At 39.8% G+C, this 17,086-nt stretch carries 11 protein-coding genes; 2 read left to right on the forward strand and 9 right to left on the reverse strand.

The genetic code is table 11. The annotated features are described in order from the left end of the window. Window positions 1–12 precede the first annotated feature (12 nt). A complete protein-coding gene (locus AOR04_RS10495; protein ID WP_096793311.1) occupies window positions 13–1,482 on the reverse strand; it encodes a NarK family nitrate/nitrite MFS transporter in 1,470 nt (489 codons plus the stop codon). 288 nt (window positions 1,483–1,770) lie between these two features. Between AOR04_RS10495 and moeB the strand changes: the two genes are divergently transcribed. Further along, complete coding sequence (gene moeB, locus AOR04_RS10500) at window positions 1,771–2,529, forward strand: molybdopterin-synthase adenylyltransferase MoeB (RefSeq protein WP_096794119.1); 759 nt, start codon at window positions 1,771–1,773, stop codon at window positions 2,527–2,529. Here moeB and AOR04_RS10505 read toward each other — a convergent pair whose 3' ends face one another. Genes AOR04_RS10505 through modA form a run of 3 tightly spaced genes read right to left on the reverse strand, consistent with a single transcriptional unit; the run spans window position 2,530 to window position 4,976 of the window. Beyond that, on the reverse strand, window positions 2,530–3,558 hold the full coding sequence (locus tag AOR04_RS10505) for an ATP-binding cassette domain-containing protein (protein ID WP_096793312.1): 1,029 nt from the start codon (window positions 3,556–3,558) through the stop codon (window positions 2,530–2,532). 1 nt (window position 3,559) lies between these two features. Next, window positions 3,560–4,237 (reverse strand): molybdate ABC transporter permease subunit, encoded by a 678-nt coding sequence (modB, locus tag AOR04_RS10510; RefSeq protein ID WP_002959821.1) that lies wholly within the window; start codon window positions 4,235–4,237, stop codon window positions 3,560–3,562. Beyond that, entirely contained in the window at window positions 4,224–4,976 is a 753-nt protein-coding gene (gene modA / locus AOR04_RS10515; RefSeq protein WP_198402994.1) for a molybdate ABC transporter substrate-binding protein, read from the reverse strand. Before modA ends, modB begins: the two co-directional genes overlap by 14 nt. Before the next feature lie 45 nt (window positions 4,977–5,021). Here modA and moeA point away from each other — a divergent pair, with 45 nt between their 5' ends. Then, window positions 5,022–6,239 (forward strand): molybdopterin molybdotransferase MoeA, encoded by a 1,218-nt coding sequence (moeA, locus tag AOR04_RS10520; RefSeq protein ID WP_096793314.1) that lies wholly within the window; start codon window positions 5,022–5,024, stop codon window positions 6,237–6,239. A 68-nt stretch (window positions 6,240–6,307) separates the two neighbouring features. Here moeA and AOR04_RS10525 read toward each other — a convergent pair whose 3' ends face one another. The 5 genes from AOR04_RS10525 to acnD form a co-directional block, all read right to left on the reverse strand. Further along, a complete protein-coding gene (locus AOR04_RS10525; protein ID WP_096793315.1) occupies window positions 6,308–8,188 on the reverse strand; it encodes a hypothetical protein in 1,881 nt (626 codons plus the stop codon). Between the two features lie 9 nt (window positions 8,189–8,197). Continuing rightward, window positions 8,198–9,289 carry a hypothetical protein gene (locus AOR04_RS10530; protein ID WP_096793316.1) on the reverse strand — a complete coding sequence of 364 codons (1,092 nt, stop codon included), beginning with the start codon at window positions 9,287–9,289 and terminating at the stop codon, window positions 8,198–8,200. Window positions 9,290–9,351: 62 nt separating this feature from the next. Then, the gene (locus tag AOR04_RS10535) at window positions 9,352–12,399 is read right to left on the reverse strand and encodes a hypothetical protein (RefSeq protein ID WP_096793317.1); all 3,048 of its coding nucleotides are present in this window, start codon (window positions 12,397–12,399) and stop codon (window positions 9,352–9,354) included. Between the two features lie 834 nt (window positions 12,400–13,233). After that, window positions 13,234–14,400, reverse strand: a complete 1,167-nt coding sequence (prpF, locus tag AOR04_RS10540) for a 2-methylaconitate cis-trans isomerase PrpF (RefSeq protein ID WP_096793318.1) — start codon at window positions 14,398–14,400, stop codon at window positions 13,234–13,236. 11 nt (window positions 14,401–14,411) lie between these two features. Beyond that, entirely contained in the window at window positions 14,412–17,021 is a 2,610-nt protein-coding gene (acnD, locus tag AOR04_RS10545; RefSeq protein ID WP_096793319.1) for a Fe/S-dependent 2-methylisocitrate dehydratase AcnD, read from the reverse strand. Between the last annotated feature and the right edge of the window lie 65 nt (window positions 17,022–17,086).

Raw genomic sequence — 17,086 nt, forward strand, 5'->3', positions numbered from 1 at the left:
GTCAATAATGCCTTAAGTCACTGAAATAAGTTCAACGGTGCCGTCTTCATTTACTTCGGTAATATGTCCGTCTGGCTCGGTCATAAAAAACAGTGCAGCTAGACCAAGTAATGCACTACCTGCAATAATGAAAAAGAAGGTTTGATAATTAACAAGTGACAATGCCGTTAAGTAAACAACTGCACCAACATTACCGTAAGCGCCTGTCATACCTGCAATTTGCCCTGTTAAACGACGCTTAATTAGCGGTACTGCCGCAAATACAGCACCTTCACCAGCTTGCACAAAGAACGAACACGCCATAGCTGCAACAACTGCAAGCCATAAAGGCCACGATGCATCAACCAAGCCCATTACAAAATAACCAACAGCAAGACCCGTCGTAAGTACAATAAGGGTTATACGGCGACCCAATTTATCTGAAATCCAACCGCCACCTGGGCGAGATGCTAAATTCATAAATGCATAAGCAGAGGCTAAAATACCCGCGTAGACCATATCAAGCGCAAATACATCCATAAAAAACAGCGGTAACATAGATACAACCGCAAGTTCAGAACCAAAGGTTGTGAAATATAAAATATTTAAAACAGCCACTTGCTTAAACTCATAACGATGCGACTCAGGTACAGGCTCTTTAAAAATATGACCATTTACATCAAAGGTTTTATACACTTCGTAAATATAAAGCAGAACTAAAAAAGCATACACGGCAAGTACAAAGTTAGCCGAAATTAGGTTAGCACCGGTTGGTGAAAGCTTCCAAGTAAGTAATGCTAGTGCACCATACATAGGGATTTTCATAATAAGAAGTAATACAAAGTCGCCTTTACTGGTTACTTCCATTGCGCCTACTTTTTTAGGCTTAAAGTATGTACCGCCTTTTGGTGTATCGGTTACATTTAAGTACCAAATAATACCAAATATAACGCTTAATACACCCGTTAAACCTACTGCGTAACGCCAACCATCTTCGCCACCAAACATAAGTGCAATAATTGGTAATAACATAGCCGCTGCTGCTGAACCAAAGTTACCCCAGCCGCCATAAATACCTTCCGCTATACCCAACTCATTAGCAGGAAACCATTCACTCACCATACGAATGCCCACAACAAAGCCAGCACCAATAAAGCCTAGCGCAAAACGCGCTATAGCGGCTTGTTCAAATGTGGTTGCCATAGCAAACATAAAACACGGAATACTACAGGTAATAAGTAGCGCCGCATAAACAATCCGGGGACCAAATTTATCGGTCAGCATACCCACCACAACACGGGCAGGAATAGTTAACGCTACATTTAAAATTAGTAATGTTTTAACTTGTGCCATGGTAATACCAAGCGAGCCCGCAATTGCACCCAATAAAGGAGCATGGTTAAACCATACAAAAAATGACACAAAAAAGACCATCCAACTTAGATGTAATACTTTCATTTTTCCTTTAAAGGATATTAAGTTAAATCCAGAACTCGGTTGCATGTTTATTTCCTCGTAAACGTATTATTATTTTATAAATGCCCCACTCTTTTATATGAGTAGCAGCCCAAACTTTGTTAAATTTTAGTTAACCCAATAGAGCAATTACTGAGCCACTAATTAAAAACCATATATTTCAGTTGGTTATATGCATTTATTATTTTAATGCGTTATAGTTGCACTATATGAGTGAGGGGGTATGGGCTGTTACAGTGCAAATAAAAAGCGTTACTACTTGCTCTAGGATTTAACAAATTGGTATTGTTCAAAAAAAGTATGAGATGTTTAAAAATGCAAAAAGCACCGTTAACGTACCAACAACAACTACGCTATTCTCGGCACATTATGCTGCCGCAGCTCGATATAGACGGACAAGAGAAGCTATGGCAATCGCATGCTTTAATTGTTGGTGTGGGTGGGCTTGGATGTGCGGTAAGTCAATATTTAGCGGCATCTGGCGTTGGCACGCTTACCTTAATTGATAACGATGAAATAGACGTGACCAACCTGCAAAGGCAGATACTGTATAAAGAAAGTGATATTGGTAGCTCAAAATGCAGTGCTGCAAAAAAACAGCTTAACGCACTTAATAGTGAAATAGACATAAACACCATTGAGGCATTTTTTGATGTAAATACCTCTACAGAACAGCTATTTAATAACATTGATATAGTGATTGATTGCTCAGATAACCTAGCAACGCGCAACGCACTTAATAGCACTTGTTTTAAAGCTAAAGTTCCACTGGTGTCTGGCTCTGCAATACGTATGGAAGGACAAGTCGCGTGTTTTACTATGGATGAAAATAGCCATTGTTATGGTTGTTTATCGCAATTTTTTAGTGAACAAACACAAAGCTGCTCCGAATCTGGCGTACTTTCCCCTATTGTGGGGCTAATAGGCAGTATTCAGGCAACTGAAGCGCTAAAAATGCTTGCTGGTTTGCCAAGTGGCTTAAGCGAGCACTTATTGCTGGTGGATGGTTTAAGCATGGAATTTAATCGTTTTAAAATAGCTAAAAACAGTCAATGTGCAGTGTGCAGCATTTAGTTATTCTAGATTACTGATTGTTGTATAAAGCACATCGCCCACTTTAAAGTCGTTTTTATCCCACACTCGTCTTGAAGCCAAGCAATACAAAGTTTGCCCATCTACATTAAGCGTTAACTGCCACTTATTATTAATAAGCTCAGCCTGAGTTAATACCGACCTTAAAACATTACTGTGCGTTGTTTGCTCAGGCTTTAACGCACTAAACGACATTTGCTCACTTTCTATAATTAGCTTATTACTGTTATCGACAAGTGCAGGGAGCACAAAAAGCGGCTGCTCACTTTGCTGTAATTGCAGTTGATATAGCCCGTAGTCTTCATCAAATTTGACCACATCGTAATTAATTAAGCTCAGCGGTGTTTGCTTATCGTTTGCATAAATAGCTTTTGCAACGTGTGCACTTGCACCTTGGTTTATCACCTTACCTTTATCAAGCTGAATAAGGATATCGCAGCAAAATAGCAGCTCTTTTAATGAGTGACTTACTATTATAAATTTAATATAAAACTTAACGGCTAACTCATTGAGTTTAGTGAGCGTTTTAAAACGCAATGACCAATCAAGCGCACTAAAAGGCTCATCGAGCATTATAAATTTTTGACCGGCAAGCAAAGTGCGCGCAAATACTACAAGCTGGCGCTCGCCGCCCGATAAGCTTTGTACATCACGATTTAGTAAGTCTTGTAATTCAAGTGTTTTAACAACGTATTGAAGCGTTAAGCTGGTTTGCTTATTCCCGCAGTGTTTTTGTGTAAACGCTAAATTACCTGCCACATCTAAATGAGGAAACAACGGGCACGATTGCAACTGAAGCGTTATACCGCGTTTATCGCTTGGCAACTCATGCACTGGCTGATTATTAATATGAACACTTTTTGCAGGCTCTAAACCACTAATACAACGCAGTAATGTTGACTTACCAGAGCCTGAAGGCCCGTAAACACCCAATACATTAAACGACTCAAGCTCAAGGTTTATATCTAAATCAAAATTATTGAGTGCTTTAAAAAGGCTTAACTTAATCATGTTATTGCTTAACCCCTACAATGCTTTTATTAAACTTAAATAACAGCACTAAACAGGCAAACGAAATAGCCAGTAAAATAAGTGAAAGCTGATGCGCCGCCGTATAATTTAACGATTCAACATGGTCATAAAGCGCAATAGACACCACCTGTGTTTGCCCCTGAATATTACCGCCAATCATTAATACCAAACCAAATTCACCCAATGTATGCGCAAAACCTAAAGCAAACGCGCTACCAATACTGGGTTTTAAAAGCGGAATAATTAAATGCACAAAGCGTTTAAACGGGCTTAACCCAAGCGCAATGGCAGCTTCGTTATAGGTTTGATTAATATGCTTAAACCCAGCTACAAGAGGCTGCATTACAAAAGGCAGCGAATAAAAAAGCGAGCCAATAACTACGCCCTGAAAACTAAACGCAAGCTGCGTACCCGTTAGCCAAAACCAAAACTGCCCAAAAGCGTGATCAGGCGAAAATAAAACAAGTAAGTAAAACCCTAATAACGTAGGCGGCAGCACTAAAGGCATTGCAATTAATGCCTCTAAAAATGGTTTGAATTTACCGTTATAGCCAGCAAGCTTGTAAGCCAGTGGAATACAAAAAACAAGAAGGAGCACTGCGGTTATAAAGGCAAGTTTTATAGTTAACCACAGCGCGGTTAAATCACTTTGAAGCATTGTTGTCCTTTATTCTGTAACCTAATTCAATTAACTGCTGCTGCGTAGCTTCTGCCATTAAAAATTGCATAAGTTGCTTAGCGCTAGCATGCTTTTTAGTCGAGCTAATAATAACGCCTTGTTGAATTATATCGGGATATTGATTGGTAGGCAGCACGGTATAATCTAAATATTTTTGATCTAGCGTGTTACTGTAAGCCGCCTTTAGGGATGAAACAGCCACCAGCCCTACTCCTACATTACCACTTTGCACAAACTGAAACGCATGCGTAATATTATTCCCGTACACATAATTTATTGGTTTTTTAAAATGGTTATTCGCGTAGTGCTCTGAGGCACGTCCGTATGGTGAAAAACGCGGATTAGCAATGGCTACTTTATCATTTACTTTTTCAGCTTTGGGTTGCCACAAAGCAAGTTCGCCTAACGCGTAAGTGATTAAGCTGCTTTCCTCGGCATAGCCTTCTTTAATAAGTGATTGTGGGCGAAAATCGTCGGCCGATAAAAACACATCAAATGGCGCGCCATGCACTATTTGCGAATATAAAACACCGCTAGAAGCGGCTGATATTTTTACGTCAACATTAGGTAATGGGGATTTTTTTAGTAGGGTTTCCAATACAGTTTTAAAATTACTCGCTACGGCTACTTGCAGCGTTTCTTTTGCGTTTACGCTGCACGAAAGCATGCATATCACACACAAAAAATAACCCAACCATGTATTGTAAAGCTTTGACATTATAAGTATTGTTTCAAAATAAAATGATTTAAGTAAGCAATATATATGAACGATGTTTGCAATGCACCCGGTTTATTACCAATTGAAACTGCAATACAAAATATACTTGGCACAATAACGCCTGTTAAAGACGTTGAAACCATTTCTATAATGCAAAGTGTTGATCGCGTTTTAGCAAGCGATGTTAAGTCAACTATAAACGTACCTGCTCATAACAACTCTGCAATGGATGGCTATGCGCTGTGTATTTCAGATAAAAGCTTAACCTACACACAAGTAGGTAGTGTGTTTGCAGGTCAAATTTTTGAAGGAACACTTACCCCTGGTCAATGCGTAAGAATAATGACCGGCGCCGCCATTGCACCTGGCGCTAACGGCGTTGTAATGCAAGAAAACGCCTCGGTTGATGGCGATAAAATTACGTTTACTGCGCAACCTGAGCTAAATGAAAACGTGCGTTTTGCTGGCGAAGATATAGCAATCGACGATGTTATTTTAAAAGCAGGCGATAAATTAAAAGCCGTTGATGTGGGGTTACTTGCATCTTTAGGAATTGCCAATATAGACGTGGTAAGAACCTTAAAAATAGCCGTGCTTTCTACAGGCGATGAGCTAATTGAACCTGGTCAGCCGCTTAAACAAGGCGCTATTTTTGAAAGCAACCGCGCTGTTATTATTAGTGCGCTACAACAAAAAAATATCGATGTGATTGATTTAGGAATTATCCCTGATGACAAAGAACTCATCACTAATGCATTTTTAAAAGCGAACGAACTCGCCGATGCCGTAATAAGCTCAGGCGGTGTATCCGTTGGTGAAGCCGACTTTACAAAAGAAGTGCTCAACGAAATTGGCAATATTCACTTTTGGAAAATAGCCATGAAACCAGGTAAACCTTTTGCCTTTGGTAAACTAGCTAACAGTTACTTTTTTGGCTTGCCAGGTAACCCTGTGTCGGCTGCTGTTACGTTTAATCAATTAGTAGAGCCTGCACTGCAAAAGCTGTCGGGGCTTGGTGAAGTAAACCCTAAAATGCGCTTTAACGCGGTTACTACATCCGTTATTAAAAAGCGCCCTGGCAGAGCTGACTTTCAGCGCGGTACTGCAACAACTAACGAGCAAGGTGACTTGGTGGTTGCCCCGTTTAATAAACAGGGCTCGGGTGTGCTTTCGTCGCTTAGTAAAGCTAACTGCTTAATTGTAGTGCCAGCACAAAGCGGCAATATCGAAAAAGGCGCAACAGTAAGTATTGAGTTGCTATAAATGCTTACTATTAGACATAAAAAACCAACTAATATTGGGTTTTTATGTCTAATATTTAAGTCAATTAATTAGAACAACGATTCAAAATCGCCATTTGAAAATAAAACCCCGGGGATGCCACGAACGGCAGTAACGTCAGCTATTTTAGTATCACCAAAATATAAACCTCCACTGTAATTACGGCCCTTTTGTTTTACATCTAACCAACGGCCATTTTCGCCTTTCGCAATGAGGTTAATATTGCCACTAACATCACGAATACGTAAATCCAACGCCCTATTTTTTACACTAACAAATATATCTGTAGAAGTAAGTTCAGATAAATTTTCAACATCACCTACGTATGCAAATTTAAAATCGCTTGCACCACTCAATGGAAAATCTAACTCAAAAGTAAAGGCTAAATCATCATTGTCTTCGCCAATAAAAGGCGAAGCCTCTACTGCTGTGATATGAAATGCAGTGTTTTGAATGCCGCTTACGTAATTACCATTAAAATCAAAGGTAGATAACGTAGTTGACTCCTCACCTAGTGAATTAACAAAACGATTTAAGTTTAATGATAAGTCACCTTCTAGTTTACCCGCTGCTTTATTGATAATTACATTGGTCGTGATCTGCGCTATACCTGTATCAGCTTCTGGGTTTAATTCACTTTGAGCATCTATACCATCAAATTGAATCACCAGCTCACTCACATCAACACTTAATACCGTAGCGCCATTTGTGACAGTTGCACTCATTACACCTTCAATTTTATCTCCCAGTACACCACTTACCCTAAATGTTGGGATTGATAAATCAATTGCTATAGGTAAATCATCATATGTGCCAGTAATAGCCCATGTATAAGGTGATTGGCTATAAATGATATCCAAATCACGAAGCTTATATTGTCCTGCTGGCGTAGAGCCTTCTGCAAGTGGAGAATAGTTTGTAATAACTTCATTTAAAGCATTAGTAAGCGCACTAAGAGTTCTTTGTGTGTCTTCATCAAATGCACCTTCAAGCTCAGTAAATTTTGCGTCTAATTCATCTGAGTAAGCTTTTTCTTGAAGTCTTGCAACACCTATTATATTTCGCGTATCAACAAGTAACTCTCTTGAATCTAAGCTTTGTATTTCTGCTGAACGAGCCTGCCAATTTGTGAATGTAGTTACGCTCGCAATGGTTTGCTTAACTTGACCAGCGACATTTTTCAGCAAAGCATTACCTTGGTCGCTAAATAAGTTATCTGTAACATACTGCACTGCTAAATCGCTGTAATCTTGCCACGCTTGCTGGTCAGTCTCCAAGTTAGTAAATGCATTAAAAGCACTTACAACGCTAAACGTACTATCAGCAACACCAGCTAAAATTGCCGCGTAAGTAAATGCGTTAGTAACCATTTCTGCTTCAACACTTGCATTTAAATTACTGTGCGTTAAATGATAAAAAGGCGTGGCTGATAAACTAGCCTGTGTAGCACCAAAACCTTCGTCAGTAATTGCTTTACTCAATGGCGATAAATAAACCGTATTTACACCAGGAGCACTAAAAGCAGCTGCTTTGTAATTAAGAGTAACGGCTGTTAATTCTTGATAGTCGATTAAACGGTTCGCGTTTAAGTCATTTGCATCACCACGAACTGTTCTGCCGCAACCTGTAAAGCGTGGGCAAGGTAGCGTTGTATCACTAGGTATAAACTCAAAGCTATTAAAAGTAAGTGGAGTTACAGTTATACTCGCAGTATTGATGTTTTCGACTTCAATTGATTCTTTCACCACCCCATCGCTATCTAAAACATTAAGCGTTCCCTGTGGTGATTGCCAATTAGATACATAAAAATTTACAGAAGAAGATGTTGAAACTTCACTCACTGCAACAGATTCTGAACTGTCACTGTCTGATGAAGAACCACAACCTACCAATGCAATAGCGACCCCTAAAGGTATAATTTGTTTTAACATCTTCATTCCTTAAAACTTAATGTTCACGTACCAATTCACATTCGCATAATAGGCTTTATCTAAATCTAAGCTATCTGTTTGTAAATTAAGACCAAAATATTTACTTTCTATACCAACCAAAAACGCTTCACTTTTTGTTTCGTAGCCTGCTTGTATTTTCCAATGATCCCAAAAATGAATGCGGCCTTTCAATTGACTAAACGTGTCTTTATCGTAACGTTTTAAAGTTAGTTGGGTTGAAAAACGCTCATTTATTCTATAATCAGCAAATGCTTGTAGTCGCATCTCCATCTCAAAATCATGCGATTCGGTATTTCCAAATGCCGACGTTTTTAATGATACTGTTGGCTGGGTAGTAATGTCGCCGTTGTCATTTTCACTAAATGGAACTTCTGTAGTTTGGCCTTTAACAAAGCCACTATCGTCGTAATCTGTTTTATAGAGTAAATCTTTTACACTAAAACCAAGTTGTAATTCATCATTCACTTGCCAATCAGCAAAAATATCTAGGCTATAGCCAAGCCCTTCAGGCTTCTGGTCTGGTGTGAATTTTTTAAATAAAATATCTTTTGAAAAATTGTAATCAACAGTTACAGCACCTTCAACTTCATCGCTATAAATTTCGCCATTTACAGTAGCATCTTGAAAATGCGTACTCGCAAAAACGGATAATTTAGGTGTAATTGTTAATGTATTTTTATCTAAAAAATTAAAATCGTAAGATACAAATACACCGTTAGACGTTGCTTGTTTAGCATCTAAATTATATGTATAAAAACGATCCTCAAACTCTAAATCATTTTTTTCAGTGTGAGTGTATTTGGCCGTATCTGGATCAAAATTAAGCACGTAATCATAGCGACTTTGTAAACCAACCTTAAAATTCCCGAAACCCACACCGACTTCAAATATATTGTAAGTAAATGCACTGTCACCCGATTTTAGTGGTGCATCGAAATCATCGACAAAAGCTTGTACTGGCTGTGCTTCGGTGTAAATTTCTGCGTCAAAATGGGTAAATATTTGAAATTGGTTATCTGCGGAAACAAGTGGAGAAATAAGAGCTGTTGAAAATCCTAACAAGAGAATTTTTTTTTTCATAATTTAATCGCTTTCTATAAAAAAAGGGAAAAGCGCTGCTTTCCCCTTTTATAGTTTAAATATTACTTAGATGAATCAATTAAATCAACATCAGTGTAATCAACCACGTCACCATCAATGTAAGTAATTGAAAGGCCGTTTGTTGTTTTAGCTGCAGTACCAAAAGAGATCATCATCTCATTGTACATAGCCATAACGTCACCAGTGTAACCTGCACTTTCATTACCAGTAATAGACAACGTGTAACCCATTGCATTATTTACTGTAATATCTAAAGCACTAGCTTCTTCCATGTCGCTGTCAAGGTATGTAGTCATTACTTTAAAGTCTACATCACCAGATACACCTTCTAATGAAATAGAACTTGAATCTGTTTCTTCATCAGCTGTAATGCTTAACACGCCGTTAAAGCCAGAATCGCCATCCATGATTTCAATATGGTTAGTCGTTTCAGTCATTATGATTTCTGCATCATCTACATTATCAGCACTCACTGCGCCATCAAAAGTAAATACTAAACATGAATCGATTTGAGTAGCATCAATTGTACCTGCTGCAAATTCAACACAATCTGTCAATGCTGCTACTTGCGTATCAGCAGTTACAAGCTTAATAGATGCATCATTTTCACCTACCAGCGTAGCACCCCAAGCAACAACTAGCTTATCACCTTCATAAGAAGCCGCTGCGTTAATCATTTCACCTGTAGTAGCATTGCTAAGCATAAGTGTAAGGTCATCTAAGCTGTAATTGTAAGCCCAGTTAGGGAAACGTGTAGATGTACCCGATGCAGAATCACCCATACCAGAAACTTCATCGATTACATCAGCTACAATTTCAGCAGCATCAATAATAGCATCACCACCAGTACTCGTTAGCACTGTCATAGTCGCTAATGACTCTGACGTAGCTTTAACAGAAGCTAGTACAGTTAGTTTAGGAAGCGCTTCTTCTGCAGCAACTTGAAGCGCTAACGCAGCTGTAAACTGCTCTGATGCTAATTCAGCTTTATCTGTAGCAACTTTAACCATTGCATCAGCATCATCAACTAATGCTTGTGCTGCGTCTTTATCTTCATCTGTTACAGCAACATCTAAATATGCTTGTGCAGCTGCTTTAGCTTGCGCTATAGCAATTTCCAATGCATCTACAGATGCAGCAAATTCAGATGCGGCAGAGACGGCTGCTGTTGCAAGCTCTAGAGCAGCCGCTGCATTAACAGCGGTATCGATCGTCGCGTTTTGTGCATCAGCAAGCGCTGAAGTAGAAGCAGCTTCTGCTGTCATTGATAGGGTTTGCTTTGCATCTGCAACATCTGCTGCATCAATAGCAATAGCTTTTGCCGCCGTTACTTCTACATCAAACTCTGTAACAGCCGCATCAGCAGCAATAACTAATTCAGCAAGCGCTGCGTCAAACGCACTTACTTTGTCAACTTCTGTATTTGCATCAGATAGTAAATCTTCCGCATTATCAAGAATTTGTTGGTATGTATTATTTTGGTCAACAAGTAATGTTGCTGCTGAAACAAGACCTTGAGACTTAATAAATAATTTATTTACTTTATTTGCTAAATCGGCAGTTTCAGCTTCATTAACAAGTGTAGCTACTGCACTTACAAATGCGACAGCACTTGCTGCATCAGTAACCGTATCGCCACCTAGAGATTGAGCATCTGCTAAGTTAGTCTCAGCTGTCACTACTAAAGCTTGTAAAGTAACAAGTTCAGCTTCTGATGCTGTAACTTCTGCTGTAACAGAAACAGCTAATTGAGCATAAAAATTGTCATCAGCTTCACAGTTATCTGTACAACCTAACTTTTCTAATGCTTTTTTAACTTTTTTAGCAATAAGCGCTAAACTAGCGTCAGTTGCTGCGCCATTTTTAATTGCTTTATTTTTTGCGGCTTTTGCTTTAGCAGCAATGCCGGCTGCTTGTAAAATAAATGCATCTTTTTCAGCATCTGTTGCATTTGGATTAACAACATTGAATGCATTTAAAATTGCAGCTTCAATAGCAGCATCATCACCAGTAGCTACGGCTAAAAAGATGTTAGATGTGTTTGTTACTGCTTGTTGAAGTTTAGCGGCTAACGCTGCAATTTCAGTATCATCACTACCGTTTAACTTACCATCTTTAATGCCCGTTTTTAATTTACTTAGCACATCACTGATAGAATCTAAACCTTGAATAGATGACGCTATTTGAGAAATTGCTAAAATACCTTCACTTAACTCTTCTTCACCATCTACATCACTTAAATCAACTGCACCACCATTTGAAGGGTCAGCAAGTAACTCTGGTATTAGAAATGTGTTATCAGGTCCCATCAATTGAAACAAGCTACTCATATTTACTTCAGCAATAAAAGTAGGATGAACTTCAATTTGAGATTCAAGAAGTAACTGAGAACCGATAGTCGTTAAAAATGTAGCATTAGCTCTTAAAGAACGAGATACACCTGGGTCGCCTTGAGCTCCACTTGCACCAGACGTATCAGCTGTAATTGCTGGGACAAATTTGATTACTGAAAGTTCTAGATCAGTTTTGTACCATTCACCAAATTCAATTGCAGTATCGCCATCATTTACATCATCAACTTCTGGGGCCGTTGCGTAAGAACCACAACCTAAGTAAGCATCACATCTTAAAAAGCTCTCATCGCCTTCTGCTGACGTTTTAACTGTGATGTAAACTGGTCCAGTAAAGTTATCTTCTAAGAAAATGCTGTAGCGTCCGCTTTCATTTGTTAGAACATCATCAGGGTTACCTGCAATTTTGTTTGCTTCTAAATCAGCATCTGCGGCATCTTGCGATAAACCTTCTCCAGAGAAAGATTCAGCTTCAGAAGAGGCTTCTAATCTAAATGCAACAGGTACACTTTGACCAGTTGCATCTAATGTAGAAACGCTTACTACCGCGTTCATCATTGCGCCTTTAACAGCTTTACCAGTTACTTCAACATTAAATTGAGCATCATCTGATGAGCTAAAAGATTCAACAGGAGGTACGTATACATTCCTATCGTTATCAGAACCACAAGCTGTTAAACCCAATGTAAGTGCAACTGATGCTGCAATTGGTGTAAATTTGATCATACGCTTCGACATTTATTTCTCCTTGATAGCTTGAAATGAGTATCAGAAATTAGTTTAGTCACAATTTGCATTGTTCAAGTTTATAAGTTTACAAAAATAATAAACGAACACGCAATACTAACCTTTGTTACTAGAATTCTAAAAATACCATTAAGCCATATATTTTTGCTACATATTTATACATTTTATTAAATGTATTTTGATTTTATCTACATACTATTTCTTTATGACCCTCAGTAATCTAATTAAAAATCATAAAAACTCAGGACGCTAAAATATAGTATATCCATTTTGTGAATTGAATATTACATTTAATTTAGTTTGTTAATATTATTCTTCAAGTAAATGCGATGAATCGAAGAAAAAAGCGGTTTTTTTACTGAACTGGAATGAAAATTAACTAAAAAATATGACTATGACAACATTCAAATTTTTTCTATCGCTAAGCATTGAGTCATATATTTGGTTTTTCTTTTTATTACCTAAGGCAATTTAATCCCGATGCGAGGTTTGTAATCTAGTGGGCTCGCTAACTGCGTTGAAAATAGCTGGCTAGAGAAAATAAGTTTAATATCAGCATGATTCAATATGTTAGTAAATCTCTTAACCAGAGTTCAGATTAAGTAATAACCGAACAAACAGTCCCCAAGACGAATCCAAGGGCAATGTATGTTTGATATCTATGCTGCGTTATCGCCTATTTATAGTAAATAACACCATAGGCGTTGCCTTGCCTAAAAACCAAACATACAACTGCAAATTCAACCTCGAAGATAAATAGACCCAGATATTGAAATAATTACTCGATAGAAAACCCCACTGTATAATCACAAGAGGGACTTTATTTTAATAAGGAACCCTTACAACCCCTTCCATTAATACCCGTGCACTGCGGCTCATACTTGCTTTAGTGACAAGCCAATTACCTGCACTGTTTTTAGCCTCAGCCCCTACTTTTAGCGTGCCCGACGGATGACCAAAGTTAACCTCACTTAATGCGCCGCCACCAGCGGCTATATTAACGAGTGTGCCTTCAATTGCTGCAGCTGTGCCAATAGCAACAGCAGCTGTGCCCATCATGGCATGGTGCAGTTTACCCATCGACATAGCGCGCACTAATAAGTTGATATTTGCAGCTTCAATAAGCTTTCCGCTAGACGCTTTGTAATCTAAAGGCGCTGCAACAAACGCAACCTTTGGTGTGTGTTGGCGAGCTTGCGCTTCACTAATGTTAGTGATTAAGCGCATTTTAACAGCGCCATAAGCACGAATGGTTTCAAGCTTTTCAAGCGCTGCAACATCGTTATTTATATCGTCTTGCAGCTCTGTGCCGATATAACCAATATCAGTGGCGTTAATAAATACAGTAGGAATACCTGCATTTATCATGGTTGCTTTTAAAGTACCAACACCCGGTACTTTTAAGTCATCAACTACGTTACCTGTTGGAAATAACGCGCCATCGCCATCAGCGGGGTCCATAAATTCAAGTTTTACTTCAGCTGCAGCAAAAGTAACACCATCGAGTTCAAAGTCACCGATTTCTTGCACTTCGCCATTTGTCATAGGGACATGCACTAATATGCTTTTTTTAATATTAGCCTGCCACACACGCACGATAGCAACACCGTTATTAGGTACTCTGCTTCTATCGACTAAACCATTACTAATGGCAAAAGCACCGACTGCTGACGTTAAGTTGCCACAGTTACCACTCCAATCTACAAAAGGTTTATCTATAGCCACTTGACCAAACAAGTAATCAACATCGTGTTCGGCTTGCTCACTTTTACTTAAAATGACGGTTTTACTGGTACTTGATGTAGCACCGCCCATGCCATCCGTTTGCTTAGCATACGGATCGGGGCTGCCAATAACACGCAGTAATAAATTATCGCGCGCCTCGCCTGCTACTTGAGCAGGCTTTGGCAAATCAGTTAAATTAAAAAATACACCTTTACTGGTGCCGCCACGCATATAGGTTGCAGGCACTTTAATTTGCGGTTTAAACATAATGCTTGCCCTTATGCAGATTGTGTTGCTTCTAAAAAGTCTTGAGCAAAGCGCTGTAATACACCACCAGCTGCGTAAATAGAAAGCTCTTCTTGGGTGTCGATACGGCACTTCATAGGCACAGTGAGTACTTCACTATCTTTACGGGTAATAATTAAATTAACAGTAGCACCTGGCTTTAAATCGCCTGCTACATCGTACGTCTCACTGCCATCCAGCTTTAGCGTTTTACGCGTTCTGCCCGCTTTAAACTCAAGCGGTAAAACACCCATACCAATTAGGTTAGTACGGTGAATACGCTCAAAACCTTCAGCTGCTATTACTTCAACGCCTGCAAGTCTTACGCCTTTTGCTGCCCAATCGCGCGACGAACCTTGCCCGTAATCGGCACCGGCTACAATAATAAGCGGTTGTTTACGCTCCATGTAAGCTTCGATTGCTTCCCACATACGAGTATTAGTGCCTTGTGGTTCTAAGCGTGCGTAAGAGCCTTGCTTAACTTCGCCGTTTTCGTCCAGTACCATTTCATTAAGTAGTTTAGGGTTTGCAAATGTTGCACGCTGCGCTGTTAAATGATCGCCCCGGTGCGTTGCGTACGAGTTGTAGTCTTCCTCTGGGACGTTCATTTTGGTCAGGTATTCGCCAGCAGCGCTGCTTGCCATAATTGCGTTTGATGGCGATAAATGATCCGTTGTAATGTTATCGCCAAGAACTGCAAGCGCACGCATACCGGTCATTGTGCGCTCACCCGCAAGTGCACCTTCCCAATAAGGAGGGCGACGAATGTACGTACTTTCTGGGCGCCAGTCGTAAAGTGGATCGTTATCTTCACCGTAATCTACGGTTAAATTAAACATCGGCTCGTATACTTTTCTAAATTGCTCTGGCTTAACGCTTTGCTTAATTACTGCATCAATCTCTTCGTCAGATGGCCATAAATCTTTAAGCGTAATATCGTTGCCTTGTTGATCTTGCCCTAGTATCCCCTTTTCAATATCAAAGCGAATAGTACCCGCAATAGCGTACGCAACAACTAAAGGAGGTGACGCTAAAAATGCTTGCTTAGCATAAGGATGAATGCGTCCATCAAAGTTACGATTGCCAGAAAGCACCGCTGTAGTGTATAAATCGCGATCGATTACTTCTTTTTGAATAACAGGGTCAAGCGCCCCGCTCATACCATTACAGGTAGTACACGCAAAACCAACAATGCCAAAGCCAAGTTGCTCAAGCTCTGTTAGTAGGTTTGCATCTTCAAGGTATGATTGCACTGCTTTTGAGCCTGGTGCTAATGAGGTTTTAACCCAAGGTTTGCGCATTAAACCCTTAGCATTTGCGTTACGGGCAAGGAGTGCAGCGGCAATTACATTGCGTGGATTACTAGTATTGGTACAACTAGTAATAGCCGCAATAATACATGCGCCGTCTGGCATTAAGCCTTCTTCATTTTCAACAACACCCGAAATACCTTCTTTAGCTAAATCGCTTGTCGATACACGGCGGTGCGGATTAGATGGACCCGCAATATTGCGCCCCACGCTTGATAAATCAAACTTAAGTACGCGCTCGTATTTTGCGGTTTTTAAGCTATCGCTCCAAAGGCCTGCTGTTTTTGCGTAGTTTTCTACAAGGGCAATTTGTTCTTCTTCGCGACCTGTTAAACGCAAGTAATCTATTGTTTTATCATCGATATAAAACATGGCTGCAGTTGCACCAAATTCAGGCGTCATGTTCGAAATGGTTGCTCTGTCGCCAAGTGTAAGCGCGTCGGCACCTTCACCGTAAAACTCTAAATAAGTAGAAACAACACGTTGCTCACGTAAAAATTCAGTAATGGCCAACACAATATCGGTTGCGGTAATACCGGGTTGGCGCTTGCCTGTTAATTCAACACCGACAATATCAGGCAAACGAATATAAGAAGCACGGCCAAGCATAACGCTTTCAGCTTCAAGCCCGCCTACACCCACAGCAATAACACCCAGCGCATCAACATGTGGCGTGTGGCTGTCGGTACCTACTAGTGTATCTGGAAATGCAATGCCATCTCGGTTTTGAATAACCGGCGACATTTTTTCAAGATTAATTTGATGCATAATGCCGTTACCCGGTGGAATAACGTCAATATTTTTAAACGCAGTTTTTGTCCAGTTTATAAAGTGAAAACGGTCATCATTTCGTCTGTCTTCAATGGCGCGGTTTTTTTCAAATGCGTCAGGATCAAAACCGGCATGCTCTACCGCTAACGAATGATCCACTATTAACTGCGTGGGTACCACAGGATTCACTTTTGCCGGATCGCCGCCTTTGGCTGCAATTGCATCACGAAGCCCAGCTAAATCAACAAGTGCTGTTTGGCCTAAAATATCGTGGCAGACCACACGCGCCGGATACCACGGAAAATCTAAATCTTGCTTTCGCTCAATTAGCTGATTAAGTGCATCGGTTAACATGGCAGGGTCGCATCGGCGTACTAGGTTTTCGGCAAATACACGTGATGAATAAGGTAGCGTAGCGTATGCACCTGGCTTAATTGCATCTACGGCTTCTTGCGTATCGTAATAGTCGACATTTGAGCCCGGTAGAGGTTTACGGTATTGGGTATTATTAATTATGGTCATAATAAATTCGCTAATTGGTGACGGTGTTTGCTCACAGCTAGCGTGTTTAATGAAAAGTTTGAGAA

This window comes from Pseudoalteromonas sp. 1_2015MBL_MicDiv, from assembly GCF_002407505.1.
GTDB lineage: Bacteria > Pseudomonadota > Gammaproteobacteria > Enterobacterales > Alteromonadaceae > Pseudoalteromonas > Pseudoalteromonas fuliginea.

Coding starts and splice junctions, on each gene's coding strand:
- AOR04_RS10530 (WP_096793316.1), bottom strand. CDS start 9,289: ATGAAAAAAAAAATTCTCTTGTTAGGATTTTCAACAGCTCTTATTTCT.
- AOR04_RS10535 (WP_096793317.1), bottom strand. CDS start 12,399: ATGTCGAAGCGTATGATCAAATTTACACCAATTGCAGCATCAGTTGCA.
- modA (WP_198402994.1), bottom strand. CDS start 4,976: ATGTCAAAGCTTTACAATACATGGTTGGGTTATTTTTTGTGTGTGATA.
- acnD (WP_096793319.1), bottom strand. CDS start 17,021: ATGACCATAATTAATAATACCCAATACCGTAAACCTCTACCGGGCTCA.
- moeB (WP_096794119.1), top strand. CDS start 1,771: ATGCAAAAAGCACCGTTAACGTACCAACAACAACTACGCTATTCTCGG.
- moeA (WP_096793314.1), top strand. CDS start 5,022: ATGAACGATGTTTGCAATGCACCCGGTTTATTACCAATTGAAACTGCA.
- AOR04_RS10525 (WP_096793315.1), bottom strand. CDS start 8,188: ATGTTAAAACAAATTATACCTTTAGGGGTCGCTATTGCATTGGTAGGT.
- prpF (WP_096793318.1), bottom strand. CDS start 14,400: ATGTTTAAACCGCAAATTAAAGTGCCTGCAACCTATATGCGTGGCGGC.
- modB (WP_002959821.1), bottom strand. CDS start 4,237: ATGCTTCAAAGTGATTTAACCGCGCTGTGGTTAACTATAAAACTTGCC.
- AOR04_RS10505 (WP_096793312.1), bottom strand. CDS start 3,558: ATGATTAAGTTAAGCCTTTTTAAAGCACTCAATAATTTTGATTTAGAT.
- AOR04_RS10495 (WP_096793311.1), bottom strand. CDS start 1,482: ATGCAACCGAGTTCTGGATTTAACTTAATATCCTTTAAAGGAAAAATG.